Annotated in this window: 17 protein-coding genes; 8 read left to right on the forward strand and 9 right to left on the reverse strand. The window is 69.2% G+C overall.

Features of this window, described 5'->3' with window-relative positions:
* Positions 1 to 3: 3 nt before the first annotated feature.
* The 5 genes from BY998_RS02660 to BY998_RS02685 form a co-directional block, all read right to left on the reverse strand.
* A complete protein-coding gene (locus BY998_RS02660) occupies positions 4 to 456 on the reverse strand; it encodes a proton-translocating transhydrogenase family protein (protein ID WP_110350054.1) in 453 nt (150 codons plus the stop codon).
* A gap of 21 nt (positions 457 to 477) precedes the next feature.
* Complete coding sequence (locus BY998_RS02665) at positions 478 to 1617, reverse strand: Re/Si-specific NAD(P)(+) transhydrogenase subunit alpha (RefSeq protein WP_110350055.1); 1140 nt, start codon at positions 1615 to 1617, stop codon at positions 478 to 480.
* Between the two features lie 114 nt (positions 1618 to 1731).
* Complete coding sequence (locus tag BY998_RS02670) at positions 1732 to 2025, reverse strand: aa3-type cytochrome c oxidase subunit IV (protein ID WP_110350056.1); 294 nt, start codon at positions 2023 to 2025, stop codon at positions 1732 to 1734.
* Between the two features lie 112 nt (positions 2026 to 2137).
* Positions 2138 to 3505, reverse strand: coding sequence for an AarF/ABC1/UbiB kinase family protein (locus BY998_RS02675; protein WP_110350057.1), 1368 nt, complete (start codon positions 3503 to 3505; stop codon positions 2138 to 2140).
* A gap of 715 nt (positions 3506 to 4220) precedes the next feature.
* Positions 4221 to 6098 carry a M3 family oligoendopeptidase gene (locus BY998_RS02685; protein WP_110350058.1) on the reverse strand — a complete coding sequence of 626 codons (1878 nt, stop codon included), beginning with the start codon at positions 6096 to 6098 and terminating at the stop codon, positions 4221 to 4223.
* A gap of 316 nt (positions 6099 to 6414) precedes the next feature.
* On the opposite strand from BY998_RS02685, the gene BY998_RS02690 reads away from it, so the two are divergent.
* From BY998_RS02690 to BY998_RS02705, 4 genes are all read left to right on the forward strand, one after another.
* Positions 6415 to 7905 carry a sigma-54 dependent transcriptional regulator gene (locus BY998_RS02690; RefSeq protein ID WP_110350059.1) on the forward strand — a complete coding sequence of 497 codons (1491 nt, stop codon included), beginning with the start codon at positions 6415 to 6417 and terminating at the stop codon, positions 7903 to 7905.
* Positions 7906 to 8065: 160 nt separating this feature from the next.
* Positions 8066 to 10042 carry a L,D-transpeptidase family protein gene (locus tag BY998_RS02695; protein ID WP_110350060.1) on the forward strand — a complete coding sequence of 659 codons (1977 nt, stop codon included), beginning with the start codon at positions 8066 to 8068 and terminating at the stop codon, positions 10040 to 10042.
* Between the two features lie 224 nt (positions 10043 to 10266).
* A complete protein-coding gene (locus tag BY998_RS02700; RefSeq protein WP_110350061.1) occupies positions 10267 to 11766 on the forward strand; it encodes a DUF882 domain-containing protein in 1500 nt (499 codons plus the stop codon).
* A 96-nt stretch (positions 11767 to 11862) separates the two neighbouring features.
* Positions 11863 to 12045 (forward strand): hypothetical protein, encoded by a 183-nt coding sequence (locus tag BY998_RS02705; RefSeq protein WP_245421454.1) that lies wholly within the window; start codon positions 11863 to 11865, stop codon positions 12043 to 12045.
* Between the two features lie 231 nt (positions 12046 to 12276).
* On the opposite strand, the gene BY998_RS02710 is transcribed toward BY998_RS02705, so the two are convergent.
* From BY998_RS02710 to BY998_RS02720, 3 genes are all read right to left on the reverse strand, one after another.
* Positions 12277 to 12543 (reverse strand): DUF2312 domain-containing protein, encoded by a 267-nt coding sequence (locus BY998_RS02710; RefSeq protein WP_003601858.1) that lies wholly within the window; start codon positions 12541 to 12543, stop codon positions 12277 to 12279.
* Positions 12544 to 12657: 114 nt separating this feature from the next.
* On the reverse strand, positions 12658 to 12966 hold the full coding sequence (locus tag BY998_RS02715) for a DUF1244 domain-containing protein (RefSeq protein ID WP_110350062.1): 309 nt from the start codon (positions 12964 to 12966) through the stop codon (positions 12658 to 12660).
* Between the two features lie 66 nt (positions 12967 to 13032).
* Entirely contained in the window at positions 13033 to 13806 is a 774-nt protein-coding gene (locus BY998_RS02720; RefSeq protein WP_110350063.1) for an N-formylglutamate amidohydrolase, read from the reverse strand.
* 193 nt (positions 13807 to 13999) lie between these two features.
* Here BY998_RS02720 and BY998_RS02725 point away from each other — a divergent pair, with 193 nt between their 5' ends.
* Positions 14000 to 15328: a glycerate kinase gene (locus tag BY998_RS02725; protein ID WP_245421455.1), complete on the forward strand. Its 1329-nt coding sequence runs from the start codon at positions 14000 to 14002 to the stop codon at positions 15326 to 15328.
* The gene (locus BY998_RS02730; RefSeq protein ID WP_110350064.1) at positions 15294 to 15776 is read left to right on the forward strand and encodes a DUF1036 domain-containing protein; all 483 of its coding nucleotides are present in this window, start codon (positions 15294 to 15296) and stop codon (positions 15774 to 15776) included. Before BY998_RS02725 ends, BY998_RS02730 begins: the two co-directional genes overlap by 35 nt.
* A gap of 36 nt (positions 15777 to 15812) precedes the next feature.
* Here the strand turns inward: BY998_RS02730 and BY998_RS02735 are convergent, their stop codons facing one another.
* Complete coding sequence (locus tag BY998_RS02735; RefSeq protein WP_110350065.1) at positions 15813 to 16526, reverse strand: RNA pseudouridine synthase; 714 nt, start codon at positions 16524 to 16526, stop codon at positions 15813 to 15815.
* Positions 16527 to 16591: 65 nt separating this feature from the next.
* Between BY998_RS02735 and ftsY the strand changes: the two genes are divergently transcribed.
* A complete protein-coding gene (gene ftsY / locus BY998_RS02740) occupies positions 16592 to 18049 on the forward strand; it encodes a signal recognition particle-docking protein FtsY (RefSeq protein ID WP_110350066.1) in 1458 nt (485 codons plus the stop codon).
* A gap of 38 nt (positions 18050 to 18087) precedes the next feature.
* Positions 18088 to 18708 (forward strand): septation protein A, encoded by a 621-nt coding sequence (locus BY998_RS02745; protein ID WP_110350067.1) that lies wholly within the window; start codon positions 18088 to 18090, stop codon positions 18706 to 18708.
* The last annotated feature ends 3 nt before the right edge of the window (positions 18709 to 18711 follow it).

Below are 18711 nucleotides of genomic sequence, written 5' to 3' on the forward strand. Positions count from 1 at the left end.
GCCTCAGGCCTTCTTCTTGTACATGCCGAGCATGCGCTGCGTGACGAGGAAGCCGCCGAAGATGTTCACGGAGGCGAGGACGATACCGATGAAGCCGAAGAAGCGGGCCCAGCCGGTGCCCTTTTCGATGAGCGGCACACCGGCCGCCAGGAGCGCGCCGACGATGATGACCGACGAGATCGCGTTGGTCACCGACATCAGCGGCGTGTGCAGGGCCGGGGTCACCGACCAGACCACGTAGTAGCCGACGAAGATCGCAAGCACGAAGATCGCGAGCTGGAACACCGTGGGATCGACGACGCCGTGAGTGGCGGCGGCGATGCCGTGACCGAGCGAGTCGGCGATCGACTGCGCCTGGACGGCGTTCTGGTGGGCGATCTCGGCCGCGGTGCGCGCGGCCGATGCAGCGGCCTGGGCCTGCTCAGCAGGCGAGACGGGCGGAAGGGGGGTTGCCATGGTTAGATCCTCCGCGACCGATCAGGCTTTGGGCTGAAAGTTGGGGTGGACCACCTGACCGTCGCGGGTGAGGTTGGTGGCCTTGACGAGATCGTCGTCCCACTTCACCGCCAGCGTCTTCGCTTCCTTGTCGATCAGGGTCTCGACGAAGGCATAGAGGTTGCGGGCGTAGAGGCTCGACGCCGTGGCCGCGAGGCGGCCCGGCACGTTGACGTGGCCGACGATCTTCACGCCGTTGCCCACGGTGACGATCTCACCGGCCTTGGCGCCGGCGACGTTCCCGCCGCGCTCGACCGCGAGGTCGACGAGCACCGAACCCGGCTTCATCGAAGCGACCATCTCCTCGGAGACGAGCTTCGGCGCAGGCCGGCCCGGAATCAGGGCCGTCGTGATGACGATGTCCTGCTTGGCGATGTGGCCCTTGACCAGCTCGGCCTGCTTCTTCTGGTACTCGGCCGACATCTCCTTGGCGTAGCCGCCCGAGGTCTCGGCCTGCTTGAACTCGTCGTCCTCGACGGCGACGAACTTGGCGCCGAGCGATTCGACCTGTTCCTTGGTCGCGGGCCGCACGTCGGTGGCGGTCACCACGGCGCCCATGCGGCGGGCGGTGGCGATGGCCTGGAGGCCGGCGACGCCGACGCCCATGATGAAGATGCGCGCGGCCGGCACGGTGCCGGCGGCGGTCATCATCATCGGCAAGGAGCGGCCGTACTCGGCAGCGCCGTCCACCACGGCGCGATAGCCGGCGAGGTTGGCCTGCGAGGAGAGCACATCCATCACCTGCGCGCGGGTGATGCGGGGCATCAGCTCCATGGCGAAGGTATCGACGCCCGCCTCGGCCGCAGACTTCAACTCGTCCTCATGGCCGTAGGGGTCCATGATCGCGACGACCGTGGCACCCTTCTGGATCTTGGCGAGCTCGTCCGCGTTGGGACGCCGGACCTTGAGGATGAGGTCGGCACCGGAGAGAGCCTCCTCGGCACTCCCCGCGATCTTGGCGCCGGCCGCTTCGTACTCGCCATCGGGAACACCGGCCTTGGTGCCAGCACCCGACTGCACGACCACGTCGCAGCCTAAGCCTATGAACTTCTTGACCGTTTCTGGGACGGCCGCGACCCGCGGTTCTATCGGGTCCGTCTCCGTCAAGACGGCAATACGCATCAGTTGCTCCCGTTCTTACAGCCGCCTTTCGGCGTGCCGGTATCCGAGCTTGCTGGGAAGTTCAGATCTGGAAAAGGCCGGCCCCGAGGGAGCCGGCCTGCAAGACTCGATCCGTCAGCCTAGCGCGAGGATCAGTAGAAGTGCGGCGAAGACGAAGGCCTGGGCCTTCCAGCCGATGGCCGGGACGAAGGCCCCGACGGCCGCGGCCACCCAGGACACGAGAACGGCGATGATAGCGGTGATCCAGGCCTCGCGCAGACCGCCGATGGCGAGAGCCAAGACCCAGCACAGAACCGTGACCGTGCCGATCTCCACGAAGCGCACGAAGCCGCGATAGGTCTGCTCGTGGGTCTTCTCGTCCATCGCCGGGCTGTAACTGATGCCGGTGAGGGTCTTCGTGTCCGCCATTGCGCGCCCGTTCCCTGGTATCGTTTTGCTTGTCACGCGCGGATTTAGCGCAAGGCACCTTCGCTCGCAATCAGCTTGACGGTCGGGCCGGCGGGTCTTGAGCCGGCTTTTGTCAGGCCGGAGCGGGCAGGCCAGCCTCCACGAGCGTCGTTTCCTGTCGCTGCGCGAGCGTTTCCAGGGAGAAACGCTCGATCTCGGCCTCGAACAGGCGATGGTAGTTCAGCTCCGAGCGCAGATGCAGGAAGACGGCCCCGAGCCCGACGGCCGCCCGGTCCATGAACACGAATTCCTGTGGAATCGTGACCGGTCCCCGCTCCTTGAGGGCCTGATGCACGGAGAAGGCTTCACGACGCCCGTAAGCCCCGGGTTCGATTCCGTCGGCGACGGTGCGGGTGCGGTCCTCCAGCAGAGGGCCGTAGATGAAGCGGGCCCAGATGTTGAGGATGTCGACGGTTTCCCGGTCGAGCTTCTTGAAGCCCCAGACTTCATAGGCATGCACCACGCGGTCGCGGTCGCCCTCGAGAAGTCCGCGGTAGAGATCGACCACGCCGCCGACGAAGCGCGGGTGGAAGATGCGCACGCATCCGTAATCGAGCAGGTTGATGCCCTGCGCCTCGCCGCCCTCGGAGAAGACGGTGTAGTTGCCCAGATGCGGATCGCCGTGGATGACTGCGGCGCGGCTGAACGGATGCCACCACGCCCTGAACATGGCCTGGGCGATCCGGTTGCGAATCTCGATCGGGGCGTCGGCAAAGTTCAGGATCTTCTCGCCGTCGAGCCAGCCGAGGGTGAGAAGTCGCTTCGTCGAGAGATCGGGATGCACCGTCGGCACCCGCACCGAGTCGATGTCCCTGAGCACGCTACCGTAGAGAGCCGCGTGCTTGGCCTCGCGGACATAGTCGAGCTCCTCGCGCACCCGCGCACCGATCTCCTTGGCGATCTCCGAGGTGTCGAGCCAGGAATTCATCCGGCGGTGAAGGGCGAAGACGACCTGAAGCTGCTTGAGATCCGCCTCGACGGCCGACTGCATGTCGGGATACTGGAGCTTGCAGGCGAGCTTCGCGCCGTCGCGCGACTCGGCCCGGTGGACCTGCCCCAGCGAGGCGGCGGCTGCGGGCTTGAGGTCGAAGCCGCCGAAACGGTCCTGCCAATCGGCACCGAGCTCAGCCATCATCCGGCGCTTGACGAAGGCCGCGCCCATCGGGGGAGCGTCTGCCTGAAGTTTTTGCAGTTCTGCCGCATATTCCGGCGGAAGAAGATCGGGAACGGTGGCGAGCAGCTGCGCCACCTTCATGATCGGACCTTTCAGGCCGCCGAGCGCCTGGGCCAGGGCCGCCGCGTTGGTCGGCGCCCCGTCCTTGCCGCCGAACAGGCGCGCCGCCGCCATGCGCGCGGCCACTCCTCCGACATTGGCTCCGACGCTGGCGTAGCGGCTGGCGCGGGCGGTGAAGCGGTTGGCTTCGCGGTCGGTCTCGGCCATGGCCCCGGATCGATTCCTGCTGTGACGCGACCGGAGATAGGTGGCCGTGCACCCCGCGCCCAGGGCGCTGGGACGGCGCGCCGCGGACGGCGTTACGTCGTCGGCCCGTTGTCGCGGATCCAGCGGGTGAAGCCGGCCCAGTCGATCTCGCCAGCGGCGAGGCGGCGAATCATCACCATGGTCTCCACTTCTTCGGAAATGAAGTCGATTTCATTCGAGCCGAGATAAGGTGATGTGCGCCGGCTGCGCGGGGCGCGTGTCGCCGTCGATGAAGGGATGGTTCTTGGGAATCGAATGCGTGGACGACCACTGGATCCGCTAGATTAGGTTCACCGTTGCCGGCCCGATCGATCGGGCGACCGAGTAACCTGGGTTGGCATGAATGGCTCGGACGAGGTCACTCGTCGGCCAGATGACTTCGCTCAATTCGCCAGCTCAGCCAGAGCGTTTCGGTAGGCCTACCTGCCCCGCTCAGCGATCTACATCCCATCCACGGAGGTGTCGGATCGTAAGACGATAGGCACACCGTGCCGTCCGCCTACTCAATCCCGTGAAGTCAATCGCCCTGTTCGAGCTCGAGCCGTCCGTGCATGCCTTCAGTAGCACGAGGCCAGTCTGCTTGCCGACATGATGGGCCTTAAGCTTCACAGGGGCACCCCGTACTCGTTTTACTTGACGTGCAACGCGTACGGGTGCCGAGCCGAGACATTGTAGGCTAGGCGGTCTCCATCGCCTCAAGCTCCGCGATCATCCCCTCGATCATGCCCAGCCCGATCTGCCAGAAGCCCGGGTCGCTCGCATCGAGGCCGAAGGGCTTGAGCAACTCGCCGTAGGGCTTCGAGCCGCCGGCCGAGAGCAGGGCGAAGTAGCGCTCGACGAAGCCGGGTTCGGCCCGTGCATAGACGCCGTAGAGCGAGTTCACGAGGCAGTCGCCGAAGGCGTAGGCGTAGACGTAGAACGGAGAGTGGATGAAGTGCGGGATGTAGGCCCAGAACGGCTCGTAGCCCGCGTCGAGCGTGATCGCCGGTCCGAGGCTCTCGGCCTGCACCGACATCCAGAGTTCGTTGATCTGCTCGGCCGTCAGCTCGCCCTTGGCGCGGGCGAGGTGGACCTTCCGCTCGAACGAGTAGAACGCGATCTGGCGCACGACCGTGTTGATCATGTCCTCGACCTTGGCCGCGAGCATGGCCCGGCGCTGGGTCGGGTCGGTGGTCCCTCCCAGCAGCCGGCGAAAGGTCAGCATCTCGCCGAACACGCTCGCCGTTTCCGCCAGCGTCAGCGGGGTCGGCGCCATCAGCGCACCGTTGGGGGCGGCGAGCACTTGGTGCACGCCGTGTCCCAGTTCGTGCGCGAGCGTCATCACGTCCCGCGGCTTACCCTGGTAGTTCACCAGCACGTAGGGGTGGGCGGAGGGCACGGTCGGGTGCGCGAAGGCGCCGGGCGCCTTGCCGGGCCGGGTCGGCGCGTCGATCCAGCCGCCGTCGAAGAATCTTTTGGCGATGCCGGCCATGTCCGGTGAGAAGGTGGCGTAGGCGTCGAGCACCGTGTCGCGGGCCTGCGCCCAGGGGATCGTGCGCTGCTCGACCTTCGGCAACGGCGCGTTGCGGTCCCAGTAGGGCAACGCATCGACGCCGAACCACTTGGCCTTCAGCCGGTAGTAGCGGTGCGACAGGCGCGGATAGGCCTCCCGCACGGCATCGACCAGGGCGGCGACCACCTCCGGCTCGACGCGGTTCGAGAGATGGCGCGCATCGGCCACATCCCGGAAGCCGCGCCAGCGGTCCGAGATCTCCTTGTCCTTGGCCAGCGTGTTGGTGATCAGCGTGAAGACGCGCAGATTTGCCCGCAGCGTCTCGCCGAGCGCCAGCGCCGCCTCCTTGCGCACGGCCCCGTCCGGGTCCTGAAGCTTGTTGAGGGTGGGCTCCAGCGTCAGGCGCTCGCCCTGGACCGAAAATCGCAGAGCAGCGATGGTCTCGTTGAAGAGCCGGTCCCAGGCGGCGTTCGAGGTCACCGACTTTTCGAGGAACAGCTTCTCGGTGCGGTCGTCGAGCTGGTAGGGCTTCTCGCGCCGCAGATCCTCGATCCAAGGCCGGTAATGGGCGAGCGGGCCCTCCGCCATCGCCGCGTCGAGCACCGCGTCCTCGATCCGGTTCAGTTCGAGGCCGAAGAAGAGCAGATCGCCGGAGGCCGCGGTCAGCCGCTCGCGGGTGTCACCGTAGAATTTGGCGCGGGTCTCGTCGGTGGTGTCGCCGGAATAAACGAGCCCGGCATAGGACATCAGCCGGCCCATCAGGTCCTCGATCTGCTCGAAGGCCCGCACCGCCTCGCCGAGGCGGGCGGACGCATCTGGGCCGGCGGCGATCTCGGCGATCCGGCCGGCATAGCGTTCGGCGAAGGCTCTGCTCTCCGACACCGACCGGGCGAGATCATCCTGGAAAGCCGGCGAATCGATGCCCGGGTAGAGGTCCGTGAGGTCCCATTCCGGCAGCGGGCCGAGATCGGCTGCCTGAACCGCATTGCGCACGGCCGCAAGCTCTTCGGTCCCCCTCGGCCATTCCGCGGAGAGGGCGGGGACAGCGGCTCGGCTCGACATGGGTGGTGATTCCTCGGCGCGTCCGGCCGCGGGATCGAGGCGGGACAGCCCCTCGCGACCGGGTGCAGATATTGAGCGCCGCGCCGCTACGATCAACCGAGCACGGCAATCCCGACGGCGACTTTGCCCGCAGCGCGAGCACAATCGCCCTGTGCAAGCCCGCGAAAGGCGAATCTCGCCGCGTCGTTAAGCGCCGCTTTACGCTCTTGGGCGACCCTGTGGCTCGAAACGAAACAGCCGACGCCCTGCCCCCCCACCTCGCCGACGAGGCCGGGTCGGCCCGCGGTCGGCACGAGCGGACAGCGAGGCGCCCCGCATGTCGACCACCGTCCTGATCATCGACGACGATCCCGTGCAGCGTCGCCTCGCCGAGGCGATGGTGCGCCGCCTCGGCTTCGAGGCGCGGGTCGCGGAGAACGGTCAGGACGGGCTCAACCTGCTGCGGGCCGGCGAGCCGGTCGACGTCGTGCTGCTCGATCTCGTGATGCCCGGCGGTCTCGATGGCCTCTCGGTGCTGGCCGAGATGCGCAAGGGCGGCCTCGACACGCCGGTGATCGTGCAGACCTCGAACGGCTCCATCGATGCCGTCGTCAACGCCATGCGGGCGGGTGCAGTCGATTTCGTGGTGAAGCCGGCGGGTGCCGAGCGCCTCCAGGTCTCGATCAAGAACGCCCTGCGGGTCGATCAGCTCGAGGAGGAGGTGCGCCGCATGCGCCGCCGGGCCTCCGGTGCGCTGGGCTTCAAGGATCTCGCCTCGAAGAGCCCGGACATGGACCGGGTGATCCGTCTCGCCGAGCGGGCGGCGAAATCGAACATCCCCGTCCTCATCGAGGGCGAGTCGGGCGTCGGCAAGGAGGTGCTGGCCCGCGCGATCCAGGGTTCGGGCGACCGCCGCGGCAAGGCCTTCGTCACGGTCAATTGCGGCGCGATCCCCGACAACCTCGTGGAATCGACCCTGTTCGGGCACGAGAAGGGCGCCTTCACCGGGGCCACGGAGCGCCATGTCGGCAAGTTCGTCGAGGCGTCCGGCGGCACGCTGTTCCTCGACGAGATCGGCGAACTGCCGCTCGATGCGCAGGTGAAGCTGCTGCGCGCGCTGCAGGAGGGCGAGGTCGATCCCGTGGGCGGCAAGCGCTCGGTGCGGGTCGACATCCGGCTCGTTTCCGCGACCAACCGCTCGCTGCTCGACCTCGTGAAGCAGGGCAAATTCCGAGAAGACCTCTATTACCGCCTCAACGTCTTCCCGATGACGCTGCCGCCCCTGCGGGCACGCCGCGAGGACATCCCGGATCTCGTGCGCTCGTTCTGCGCCCGGTTCGCGGCCGAGGAGGGCAAGCGGCTGCGGGGCATCGCCCCGGAGGCGATGGCGCTGCTGACGCGGTACGCCTGGCCCGGCAATGTCCGCCAACTCGAGAACGCCCTGTTCCGGGCCGTGGTGCTGGCCGACGGGGACGAACTGACTGTCGCGGAATTTCCGCAGATCGCGGCGCAGGTCGATGGCTTCGATGTGCGCATCCCTCCGGCCCCCACGCAATCCTCCCTCCCGGCGGGCGGCCTGGAACCGGTGCGCGAGATCGTCCGGGTCGAGGTGCGCGATCCCCACGCCATGTCGCTCGTCGTCGAGGAGACGGGCGAGATGAAGACGATGGAGGGCATCGAGGCGGAGGTGATCCGCTTCGCCCTGCAATTCTACCGCGGCCGAATGTCCGAAGTGTCCCGCCGCCTCGGAATCGGCCGATCCACCCTCTATCGCAAGCTCAAGGAACTCGGCCTCGACGAGGACGAGCGCTCCGAAGACGCCGCCTGAGCGTCGGTCGGCCGTGGAACGGTCGCCGGTCGGGCGCGGTTCGTCCAAGGGCTTAGCTTGACCGTTCGGCTCGGCCGTGTGGTTGCGCACGGTCGTGCTTGGGTCGATGATCTTTAAGCAGTGTCGCGGCAGTCTCGGCCGTATCCAGGGAGTTGCCGCCATGCCCGTCGCATCGCGATCCGGAACGAGCGCCGTGCGCACCCTGTCGGTCGCGCTGGCCGCGCTCCTCGTCTTCAGCCAAGTCCCGTCCCTTCGGGCGCAGGTAGCAGCGGGCGCCGAGCCGGTCATCCGCAAGGCGGCGGTCGATTCGGCCGCCGGGTCGGCGATCCCGTCGGACGCAGCACCGGAGACGGCCCAGGAGCCTGCGCCTGCCGCCGAGGCCCCGGCACCGTCGGAGACGCCGGCTCCCGTCGCGGACGGGCCGCCCGCCCCTGTCGCGCCGACCGAGCCCCTGCCTGCGGCCGTCTACGCACGGCTCAAGGATTCGGCACCCCTCCTGCAGCGGTTGCCCGGCAAGGATCGGGAGGCGATGCAGGCCTTCTACGCCTTGGGGAACTTCAAGCCGGTCTGGATCGAGAACGGCGCCCTCACCCCTGCTGCCAAGGCGGCGATCGAGCGTCTGCGCGCCGCGGGCGAGGACGGGCTCGACCCGAACGCCTATCCGGTGCCGGCGATCGGCAAGCTCAGCCGTCCGGACACGGATGCGGAGATCGCCGAGGCCGATCTCAAGCTCTCCGCGGCGATCGCCCTCTATGCCCGCGACGCGCGGGGTGGACGCGTGAACCTCGCTGCGATCTCCAAGCTCATCACCCCGACCCTCGACCTGCCGCCCGCCGACGCCGTGCTGACCCGCGTCGCCGTGGCGGGCGCAGGAGCCGGCGACGCGTTGCAATTCTACAATCCGCGCCAGCCGGGCTACCTTGCCCTCAAGAAGCGCCTTGCCGGCCTGCGGGCGGGCCGGACGCAGGGGGCGCCGAGCGTCAAGCTGCCGGACGGACCGGTGCTCAAGCTCGGTATGAGCGATCCGCGCGTGCCGCTGCTGCGCAGCCGCTTCGGCTTGGAGAGTGCCTCCGCCGGCACCCTCGACGCCGCGCCGGGCACGCCGGATGTCTACGACCGCGCGGTGGCCGACGCCGTCAAGGGCTTCCAACGCAGCCGCGGCCTTCCCGCCAACGGCACGCTGACCCAGGCCACCGTCACGGCCCTGGCCAATCCGAGCCTGCCGAAGGCGAGCGCCAACGAGGCCGACCTCCTCGTCAACATGGAGCGCTGGCGCTGGCTGCCGTCCGAACTCGGGCCGGACTACGTCTTCGTGAACATCCCCGAGTTCAAGCTGAAGGTGTTTCGCGAGGGGCGCCTGCGCGACGAGACCCGGGTGATCGTCGGCAAGCCGACGAGCCCCACTCCGACCTTCTCGGGGATGATGGAATACGCGGTCGTCAACCCGTCCTGGTACGTGCCGCCGTCGATCCTCAAACAGATGCTCGCCTCGGGCAAGACCGCCGGCTTCGAGGTGGTGCGCCGCGGAAACGTGATCTCCCTGCGCCAACCGCCGGGCGAGCGGAACGCCCTGGGCTTCATCAAGTTCATGTTCCCCAACCAGCACGCGGTCTACCTGCACGACACGCCCAACCGCTCGCTGTTCTCGGCCTCGACCCGCGCCTTCAGCCACGGCTGCGTGCGCGTCGACGACCCCTTCCGCTTCGCCGACGCGGTGCTTCCGAACTGGACGCAGGAGCGCCTGAAGAAGCTGATCGGCAAGGGCGAGCGCACTCTCCGCCTGCCGGAGAAGCTGCCGGTGCATCTGGCCTACTTCACCGCGGAGGTGGACGATCTCGGTTCCTACCGCACCCTGCCCGACCTCTACGGCTATGACGGGCCGATGAAGGTGGCGCTCGGCCTCGCCTCGCGCTCGGACGCGGTGGCGCGGGCTCCCGCGGCCACCAAGCGCGCCGCAGCGGAGGCGGCCGGAACCCGGTCCGCGACGCGCGAGGCGTCCCGGCCCGCCTCACGCCCGACAGCGACCCGCGAAGCCGTGCGCAGCGAGCGTCGCGCCGCCCCCCGTCGCTCGCCCGACATGTTCGGTGACCCCTGGGGCGCCGACGCCTACGGCGCGCAGCCGCGCAGCTTCTGGTAGGTGAGAGCGGCCGCGCCACGGCGCGGACATGAGGCCTGGAATGTCGATCCACGCGGGACAGCGTGCGGCGGCACTCTTGCGAGGCACGTTTTTGCCACGGTTGGCCCTTAGCCGTCGTTGGAGACGGCAAGCAGCACGGGCCCGACGACCCGCCTTTCCCGGTCCTCGAAACCCGCGCCACCGCGACATCGCCGATGTCGAGCCGTCCCGCGAGGGCTGAGGCTATGCTGCGCACGATCCGGGATTGCCTGCCCCCGAACCGTCCCGCACGTTCGCCGCGCCTGAAGCGCCTGTCCTCCGCCCTCGGCGCCGTGGCGGCCCTGTTGCTGGCCGGCACCGTCGAGACCCAGGATGCGGCGGCCAACGGCGACACCCGCAGCCTGTCGCTGGCGCACGAGCATACCGGCGAGACCCTGACGGTCACGTTCAAGCGCGACGGGCGCTTCGACCGCGCCGCCCTCGACCAGCTCAATTGGCTCCTGCGCGACTGGCGCGAGAACGAGTCCATCAAGATGGACCCGCGCCTGTTCGATGTCGTCTGGGAGGCGCAGCGCTCCATCGGTTCGAGCGCGCCGCTGCGCATCGTTTCCGGCTATCGCAGCCCGAAGACCAACGGGATGCTGCGCCGCCGCTCCTCGGGCGTGGCCGAGACCAGCCAGCACATGCTCGGCAAGGCGATGGACTTCTTCATCACCGACGCTTCGATCGATCAGATCCGCGCCGCCGGCATGCGGCTTCAGCGTGGCGGCGTCGGCTGGTATCCGCGCTCGGGCTCGCCGTTCGTGCATCTCGATGTCGGCTCGGTGCGCTCCTGGCCGCGCATGACCCAGGACCAGCTCGCCCGCCTCTTCCCGGACGGAAAGACCGTCCACCTGCCCGCCGACGGCAAGCCGCTGGCCCGCTACGAGGAGGCCCGCGCCGAGATCCTGGCCCGGGGCGGCACGGTACTCGGCTACACGGCGCTCGCCAGTGCCGAGGAAATCGAGGACGGTCCGGGCCTCAAGGGATTCTTCGCCTCGCTGTTCGGCGGCGGCGCGACCGATGCGCCGCCGGCCGCGCTCGCCAACGCGCCCGCTCCGTCGAAGGCGCGGGCCAAGCCCAGCATCGCGGTGGCGAGCGCCGACCCGACCGACGGTACCGGGACCGCGCAGGCCATGGCCTACGCCGCGCCGAACGCGACCGAGACCCTACGCGCGACGAGCCTGCGCCGGGACGGCGCCTCGGCCAAGGAATTGCTGACCGGCGAGACCGAGCAGGCGGTCGTCGCGCCGCTGCCGCCGCGCCGGCCTTCGGAATTCGCAATCGTCGCAACCGCCCTGACCATCCCGCTTCCGCCGCAGCGACCGGTTCAGCTCGCCTCCCTCACCGGCGAGGGCCTCGGACGCATGATCACCGTGGCGCAGGCGGGCACCGAGCCGCCCTCCCCGACCGTCGAAACGGTCACGCAGGTGCGGCTCGTGCCGGCAGATGCCGACCCGCGCGAGCAGCTGCGCGGCCTGTTCTTCGCCTCGATGCAGGGCGCCTCGGAGCCGGCGGCTCCGACAATCCCCGTCCGCGTGGCGCTCGCCCGCCCGCGTCCCGACGAAGCGCTGCCAGCGGAGGCGCTGCGCCTCCCCTCCTCCGACACGGTCGCGGGCCGCTTCTCGATGCGGTCGCGGGTGGAGACGCCGCCCGCCGGGCGCTTCACGGGCGCGGCGGCCCAGGGGCAGCCCCGCCTGTATTGACGGCAGCCGGCCTGCGGCGGCGATGGTCGACCGTTCAGTCCATGACGGCCAGGCTCCGGAGCCTGGAACGACGCTTACCCGCTGACACGCGCGGGTGTGCGGGAGGCCGTCGGTCGCGCTCACCTTCGCCGAGTTCGTCGCCGCCGCAGCGATGGCGGCGGCCGGCGCCGCGATTATCGCGACCACCGGCTCGAATGGATGCTCGAGTCCGGCGGCATCGCGGTGGTGCTGGCAGGCCTACTGGACGGCAATATCCGCTTTCCGTCGCCGGAAGCGTGATCATGCGTCCGTTTTCGCGACGCGCGGCCGAGGCAAGGCCGGGCACCGTCTTCTCGCAAAGGCCCTACGCCGGGTCGCCTCGGCCGTCGCCTCGCTGCGGCATCGCGAGGCGGAGCCGAAGCGACCCAGAGCGCGACCTGTCCGGAAGGTGCGGAGCCTTGGATTGCCACGGCTTCGCCTCGCAAGGACGAAGGAAGAGACCGAAGCTATCAGCCGAAAGCCGGTTGAGTCCTACGCCATGCCGAGGGCCTGGAGGTAGAGTTCGAGGATCGCCTCCTCCTCCTGGCGCTCGTCGTGGTCGCGCTTGCGCAGGGAGATGATCTTGCGCAGCACCTTCACGTCGAAGCCGTTGGCCTTGGCCTCGGCATAGACGTCCTTGATGTCGCCCGCGATGCCGGCCTTCTCCTCTTCGAGGCGCTCGATGCGCTCGATGATGCTCTTGAGCTGGTCGGCGGCGACCGAGGACGGGTCGACGGCGGGGGCAGGCGAGGCGGCCATGGCGGCGCTCCTTCACGCGAGGGAAGGCGTGGGCCCGATGGCTCACGCCGGATGTCCCGGGATTACGCGATCAACCTTACCCGCTCGTTGATGCGCGACCGGGCCATTCGTGCCTCAGTGGCCGGCCTTCTGCGCGTCCGAGAAGCGGGCCCGCTGCTCCGGGCTGGTCTCCTGCTGGTGCTGCCGCTTCCACTCCTCGTAGGGCATGCCGTAGACGTGCTCGCGGCTCTGATCCTTGCTCAGATCGAGGCCGCGCTCGTCCGCCGCGTCCTTGAGCCAGTTGGATAGGCAGTTCCGGCAGAAGCCGGCCAGATTCATCAGGTCGATGTTCTGAACGTCGGTACGATTGCGCAGGTGCGAGACGAGGCGGCGGAAGACGGCCGCCTCCAGCTCGGTCTGCGTGGCGGGATCGATGCCGGACATGGGAGGCTCCTTGGAGAGGGTCTTCGCCTTGAGATGGGGCTGAGGTCGTCCCGCGCGGACCGCCCGTCAAGCGGCCGGGCGCAGCATCGGCCGCAGGAGGCGGGCGAAGCGCTGCGCCCATTCCTCCTGTCCCTCGGGTCCGCCGATCAGATCCTGCCGAATCTCGACCAGCGCGTTCGGCAATCCGCGGGCGGTGGCGTGGCGGTCGATCGTGTCGCCGGGCAGGCCGCCGCCATAGGGCTGGTTATCGCCGACGCAGAGCCCCGCCGGATCGGCCTCGAGCGCCTCGATCACCGGCCGGCTCAGACGCTCGTCACCGTCATAGAGGATGCCGACCTGCCAGGGCCGGGCGACGGTGCGCCAGAACGGCGTGAAGCTGTGCATGGTCAGGAACATCGGGCTCGCCCCCGCCGCCTCGGCACGGGCGACCGCCTCGTCCACTGCCCGGTCGAAGGGCACGTAGAAGCGGCGGATGCGCTCGGCGATGCCGGCCGCGTCGATGCGGGCGTTGCCCGGAACGATCGCACCGTCGGAGAGCCGCATCACCAGGGTCGGATCGAGGCGGCCCCGGTTCGGATCGATGATGAGACGCGAGAACCGCGTCAGCACCGCCGGCACGCCGAGCAGGTGCGCCAGCCGGCGCGTCACCGCCGCGGCGCCGATGTCGTAGGCGATGTGACGGGAGAATTCCGCTTCCGGAACGCCGAGGCGATGCAGATTCTCCGGCACCGCGTTCGAGGCGTGCTCGCAGACGAGCAGCAGACCGCGGGAAGAATCGCCTTCGATGCACTCGACGGGATGTTCGGAAAGATTTCGGGTCTCGGGTTCGATCGACAGCATGGCGACTATTTGGGCCGGCGCGGCGAGATCGGAAGGGTGCAGCGTCTCAATGCAAGGCGGACATGCGGGAGAAGGCGGCGCGGGTCAAAAAGAATGCCTGGGATCGCGAAAGTTTTGTGAAACGGCGGAGGCTTGCCGACACGGCGAGGCTCGGGCAAGCACAGGCTCAAACAAGAACCGTGCGAGGACGCTCATGACCGCGACGCCCGTGTCCGCCCCTGCCCCGACCGATCCGGCGAACGCGGAGCGTCGTGCCCTCCTCTCGTCGATCCTCGACGAGGCGATCGCCGCCACCCATCCGCGCAAGTGCCTCGTGGGGCACCTCCCGGCGCCGACGCCGGGGCGGCTCATCATCCTCGGCGCGGGCAAGGCGGGCGGCAGCATGGCCGCGGTGGCGAGCCGCTTCTACCGCCAGGAGCACGGCGTGCCGGAGGACCGCATCGTCGGCCTCGCGGTCGCCCGCCACGGCTACGGTGAGGAAGCGCCCGGCATCCGCATGGTCGAGGCGGGCCATCCCGTCCCCGACGCGGCCGGCATCGAGGCCACCCGCAAGGCGCTCGCCATCGCCGAGAGCGCCGGCCCCGAGGACGAGGTGCTGGTGCTGCTCTCCGGCGGCGGCTCGGCGAACTGGATCGCCCCGGCCGGGGCGCTGAGGCTTCCCGAGAAGCAGGCGATCACTAAGGCGCTGCTGCGCTCGGGTGCGCCGATCAACGAAATCAACGCGGTGCGCAAGCACCTCTCGCGCATCAAGGGCGGCCGGCTCGCGGTGGCCGCCCGCAACGCCAAGTCGATCCTGACGCTCGCGATCTCCGACGTGCCGCACGACGACCCGTCCGTGATCGCCTCCGGCCCGACCGTGCCCGATCCCTCGACCCTTGCCGACGCTCGGGCGATCTGCGAGCGCCGCGGCATCAACCTGCCCGAATCCGCGCTGGCGCTCTTGAACGATCCGGCCAACGAGACCCCGAAGGCGGGCGACCCGGCCTTCGCCCGGGCCGAGTACCGCATCATCGCCCGACCGATCGATGCGCTCGAAGCGGCGGCCGAGGCCGCGCGGCGGGCCGGCTACGAGCCGGTAATGCTGGGGGCCGACCTCGAAGGCGAGGCCCGGGAGGTCGCGGCCGAGCACGCCCGGCTGGCGCTCGAGGCGCGGCAGGCGGGGCGGCGCGTGGCGCTCATCTCCGGAGGCGAACTCACCGTCACCATCCGCGGCGAGGGCGACGGCGGTCCCAATCAGGAATATGCCTTGGCGCTTGCCATCGCGCTCGACGGAGCCGAGGGGATCGCCGGCATCGCCGCCGACACCGACGGCACCGATGGCGGTCGCGGCGCCGCCACCGATCCGGCGGGCGGCCTCGTCGATGCCACGACGCTGGTGCGCGCCCGCGCCGCGGGGCTCGACCCGAAAGCGATGCTGCTCGACAACGATTCGACGCGATTCTTCGCCACGATCGGCGATCTCGTTCAGCCCGGCCCCACTCGGACCAATGTCAACGACTGCCGCGTCATCCTCGTCGATTGAGTTTTTTCGGATGCGCGCGCTGCGCAGGGCCGCCATCCGGCTCTGCCTCGCGGCGCCTACGCTCTTCCCCCTGCCCGCCCTCGCCGATCTGCGCCTGTGCAATCAGACCGCCAGCAAGGTCGGCGTGACCCTGGGTTACCGGGACGCACAGGGCTGGGTGACCGAGGGTTGGTGGGATCTCAAACCGCGCAATTGCGAAACCCTGCTGAAGGGCTCGCTCGCGGCGCAATTCTACTATCTCTACGCCGTCGACTACACGCGCGGCGGCGAGTGGAGCGGGCGGGCGATGATGTGCACCCGCGACACCGCTTTCACCATCCGGGGCGTCGAGGATTGCCTGGCCCGCGGCTTCGACCGCAACGGCTTCATCGAGGTCGATACCGGGCAGCAGCGGAACTGGACGATTCAGCTTTCCGATCCCGGCCAGCCCCTGGCGGGCGGGCCCTAAACCATTGCGGGCAGCGATTCCGGACGGGCGGCCGGATCAGCTGTCCGGCACCCACGCGCAGGCCGTTAACCCCTCCCGCATATGCTTCGGCGCGGGTGCTTCCACCGTGATCGCCTCGCGTTTGGGATAGAGCGGCAGGCTCAAGGTCCGCGCGTGGAGTTGCAATCCAGGCCCGTCGCGCCCGGCGCCGCCGTAGATCGCGTCGCCCCGGATCGGCCAGCCCATCGCCGCGCAGTGGACGCGCAGCTGATGCGTGCGGCCCGTGACCGGGTTGAGTTCGAGCCACGCCATGTCCTGCCCCCGGCCGAGCACGCGGTAGAGCGTCAGCGAGGGCGACCCGGCCGGATCGGTCTTCATCCACCAGCTGCGCGGATCGTCGGAGCGGCGCGCGAGCGGCAGGTCGATGCGTCCCTCGTCCTCGACCGGACCGCCCTCCACCAATGCCCAATAGCGCTTGTCGACCTTGCCGTCGGCGAACAGGCGGTTCAGACGGGCGAGCGCTTTGGCGTGGCGGCCGAGCACGAGGCAACCCGAGGTGTCGCGGTCGAGCCGGTGCGCAGCCTCCGGGCGGCGCGGCAGGCCGAAGCGCAGGGAATCGAGATGGTCGGTGAGCGTCGGGCCGCCCTTCGGCCCCGGATGCACTGGCAGACCCGCCGGCTTGTCGATGACGAGCATCAGGGCATCGCGGTAGAGAAGGGAAAGACCTATCTCCGCTTGGGGGCGGCTCGGTGCTGTGTCTGGCGGGCTCATGCTCCCGGGCTAGAGCGCCGGGTCGCCCCGAGCAAGGTTCAGGCAGGTTCGAACAAGGGTCGAGGATGAGCGACGACGAGAAGCCCGGCTGGTTCGGACGCCTGTTCGGACGAAAGGGCGCCCCCGAAACCAGGCCGGCCGAGGAGGCCGTGACGCCGCCGCCGACCTCGCCGGCCTCGGAATCCGAGGGTCTGCCGGACTTCACCACCGCGGCGGACGACGTCGCCCACGTGCCGCCGCCCGTCAGCGAGCCCGCGCCCGAGGATCCGGACAAGAACCGCATCCCCGACGAGGTGGAGGGCGCCGACCTCCAGCCGGAGCCGCAGCCGCCCTCGGGCGAGGCGCCGCAGCCGGAGGAGGACGAGGCCGCTTCGCCGAGCCGAACCGTGGATGAGGCGACTGCCCCCATCGAAGACGAGGCCGCTCCCACCGATGCGGGCGAGAAGCGGAATTGGTGGTCGCGCCTGACCGGGGGCGAGGCGGAGGAAACGCCGCCCCTGTCGGAGGCGCAGCCGCCGGCCGAGACCGACATCCAGCCGGTCGATTCCGCGGCCGCGCTGGCGAGCGACGCCGTGTCCGGCGCCGTCGTCGGCACGGAGAAGCGGGGCTGGTGGTCGCGGCTCACCGACGGGATGCGGCGCACTTCCTCGGCGCTGTCGGACCGGGTGACGGGCCTTTTCACCAAGCGCAAGCTCGACGCCACGACGCTGGAGGACTTGGAGGACGCGCTGATCCAGGCCGATTTCGGTATGGAGACCGCGATGCGCATGTCGGAGGCGGTCGGCAAGGGCCGCTACGAGAAGGGCATCTCCCCCGACGAGGTGCGTGCCATCCTCGCGACCGAGATCGAGCGGGCGCTGGAGCCCGTGGCCCTGCCGATCAGCATCGATTCGGCCAAGAAGCCCTACGTCATCCTGACGGTCGGTGTGAACGGCGCCGGCAAGACCACCACGATCGGCAAGCTCGCCCTGAAGTTCAGGGCCGAGGGGCGCAGCGTGATGCTGGCCGCCGGCGACACCTTCCGGGCCGCCGCGATCGAGCAGCTCCGGGTCTGGGGGGAGCGCACCAACACCCCCGTCATCAGCCGCGCCCAGGGCTCGGACGCGGCGGGCCTCGCCTTCGACGCGTTGAAGGAGGCACGGGAGGCCGGCACCGACGTGCTCCTGATCGACACCGCCGGCCGGCTTCAGAACAAGGCCGGGCTGATGGCGGAGCTGGAAAAGATCGTCCGCGTCATCCGCAAGCTCGACCCTGAGGCACCGCACGCCACCCTGCTGGTGCTCGACGCGACCGTGGGTCAGAACGCGCTCAGCCAGGTCGAGCTGTTCTCGCAGGCCGCACCGGTCTCGGGCCTCGTGATGACGAAGCTCGACGGAACGGCGCGGGGCGGTATTCTGGTGGCACTCGCCGCCAAGTTCGGCCTGCCCGTTCACTTCATCGGCGTGGGCGAGGGCGTCGAGGATCTGGAGCCCTTCGCCGCGCGGGACTTCGCCCGGGCGATCACCGGCCTTCCCAAGGCGTAAGCGGTGGCCCACCGCACCTCCGCAGCTGCGAGTCATCCATGAAGGTCGAGAGCGTTCCGCCCAAACGGCACCTGCCGCCCCTGCTCAAGCTGGCGCTGGAGATGGGGCCCCTCGCCGTCTTCTTCTTCGGCAACGCCTATTCGGAGCGCCTCGGCGTCGCGCCGGATGACAAGCTGTTCGTGGCGACCGGCGCCTTCATCGCCGCCACGACGGTCGCGCTCGCCGTCCACTTCGCCCTGTTGCGGCGGCTCCCGATCATGCCGCTCGTCTCCGGCGTGGTCGTGCTGGTGTTCGGCGGCCTGACGCTGGCGCTTCAGGACAAGACCTTCATCATGATGAAGCCGACCATCGTGAACACGCTGTTCGGCCTCGTCCTCCTCGGTGGGCTGCTCTTCAACCGCTCGCTGCTCTCGGTCGTGCTCGACAGCATGTTCGCGCTGACCGAGGAGGGCTGGCGCAAGCTCACCTTCCGCTGGGGCCTGTTCTTCCTCGCGCTCGCCGTCCTCAACGAGGTGGTCTGGCGGACCCAGACCGAGGATTTCTGGGTGAACTTCAAGGTGTTCGGCATTATGCCGCTCACCATCGCCTTCGCCCTGGCACAGACCCCCCTGCTGCTGCGCCACGAGCGCAAGGACGAGGCCGGAGCCGAGGCCGGCTGATCC

This window comes from Methylobacterium sp. B4 (assembly GCF_003201865.1).
Lineage (GTDB): Bacteria > Pseudomonadota > Alphaproteobacteria > Rhizobiales > Beijerinckiaceae > Methylobacterium.

Bases quoted from the DNA above. Each gene is read 5' to 3' on its own strand.
- BY998_RS02670 (WP_110350056.1), bottom strand. From the start codon at position 2,025: ATGGCGGACACGAAGACCCTCACCGGCATCAGTTACAGCCCGGCGATG.
- BY998_RS02700 (WP_110350061.1), top strand. From the start codon at position 10,267: ATGCTGCGCACGATCCGGGATTGCCTGCCCCCGAACCGTCCCGCACGT.
- BY998_RS02720 (WP_110350063.1), bottom strand. From the start codon at position 13,806: ATGCTGTCGATCGAACCCGAGACCCGAAATCTTTCCGAACATCCCGTC.
- BY998_RS02745 (WP_110350067.1), top strand. From the start codon at position 18,088: ATGAAGGTCGAGAGCGTTCCGCCCAAACGGCACCTGCCGCCCCTGCTC.
- BY998_RS02695 (WP_110350060.1), top strand. From the start codon at position 8,066: ATGCCCGTCGCATCGCGATCCGGAACGAGCGCCGTGCGCACCCTGTCG.
- BY998_RS02690 (WP_110350059.1), top strand. From the start codon at position 6,415: ATGTCGACCACCGTCCTGATCATCGACGACGATCCCGTGCAGCGTCGC.
- BY998_RS02675 (WP_110350057.1), bottom strand. From the start codon at position 3,505: ATGGCCGAGACCGACCGCGAAGCCAACCGCTTCACCGCCCGCGCCAGC.
- BY998_RS02710 (WP_003601858.1), bottom strand. From the start codon at position 12,543: ATGGCCGCCTCGCCTGCCCCCGCCGTCGACCCGTCCTCGGTCGCCGCC.
- BY998_RS02730 (WP_110350064.1), top strand. From the start codon at position 15,294: ATGTCAACGACTGCCGCGTCATCCTCGTCGATTGAGTTTTTTCGGATG.
- ftsY (WP_110350066.1), top strand. From the start codon at position 16,592: ATGAGCGACGACGAGAAGCCCGGCTGGTTCGGACGCCTGTTCGGACGA.
- BY998_RS02715 (WP_110350062.1), bottom strand. From the start codon at position 12,966: ATGTCCGGCATCGATCCCGCCACGCAGACCGAGCTGGAGGCGGCCGTC.
- BY998_RS02685 (WP_110350058.1), bottom strand. From the start codon at position 6,098: ATGTCGAGCCGAGCCGCTGTCCCCGCCCTCTCCGCGGAATGGCCGAGG.
- BY998_RS02725 (WP_245421455.1), top strand. From the start codon at position 14,000: ATGACCGCGACGCCCGTGTCCGCCCCTGCCCCGACCGATCCGGCGAAC.
- BY998_RS02660 (WP_110350054.1), bottom strand. From the start codon at position 456: ATGGCAACCCCCCTTCCGCCCGTCTCGCCTGCTGAGCAGGCCCAGGCC.
- BY998_RS02665 (WP_110350055.1), bottom strand. From the start codon at position 1,617: ATGCGTATTGCCGTCTTGACGGAGACGGACCCGATAGAACCGCGGGTC.
- BY998_RS02735 (WP_110350065.1), bottom strand. From the start codon at position 16,526: ATGAGCCCGCCAGACACAGCACCGAGCCGCCCCCAAGCGGAGATAGGT.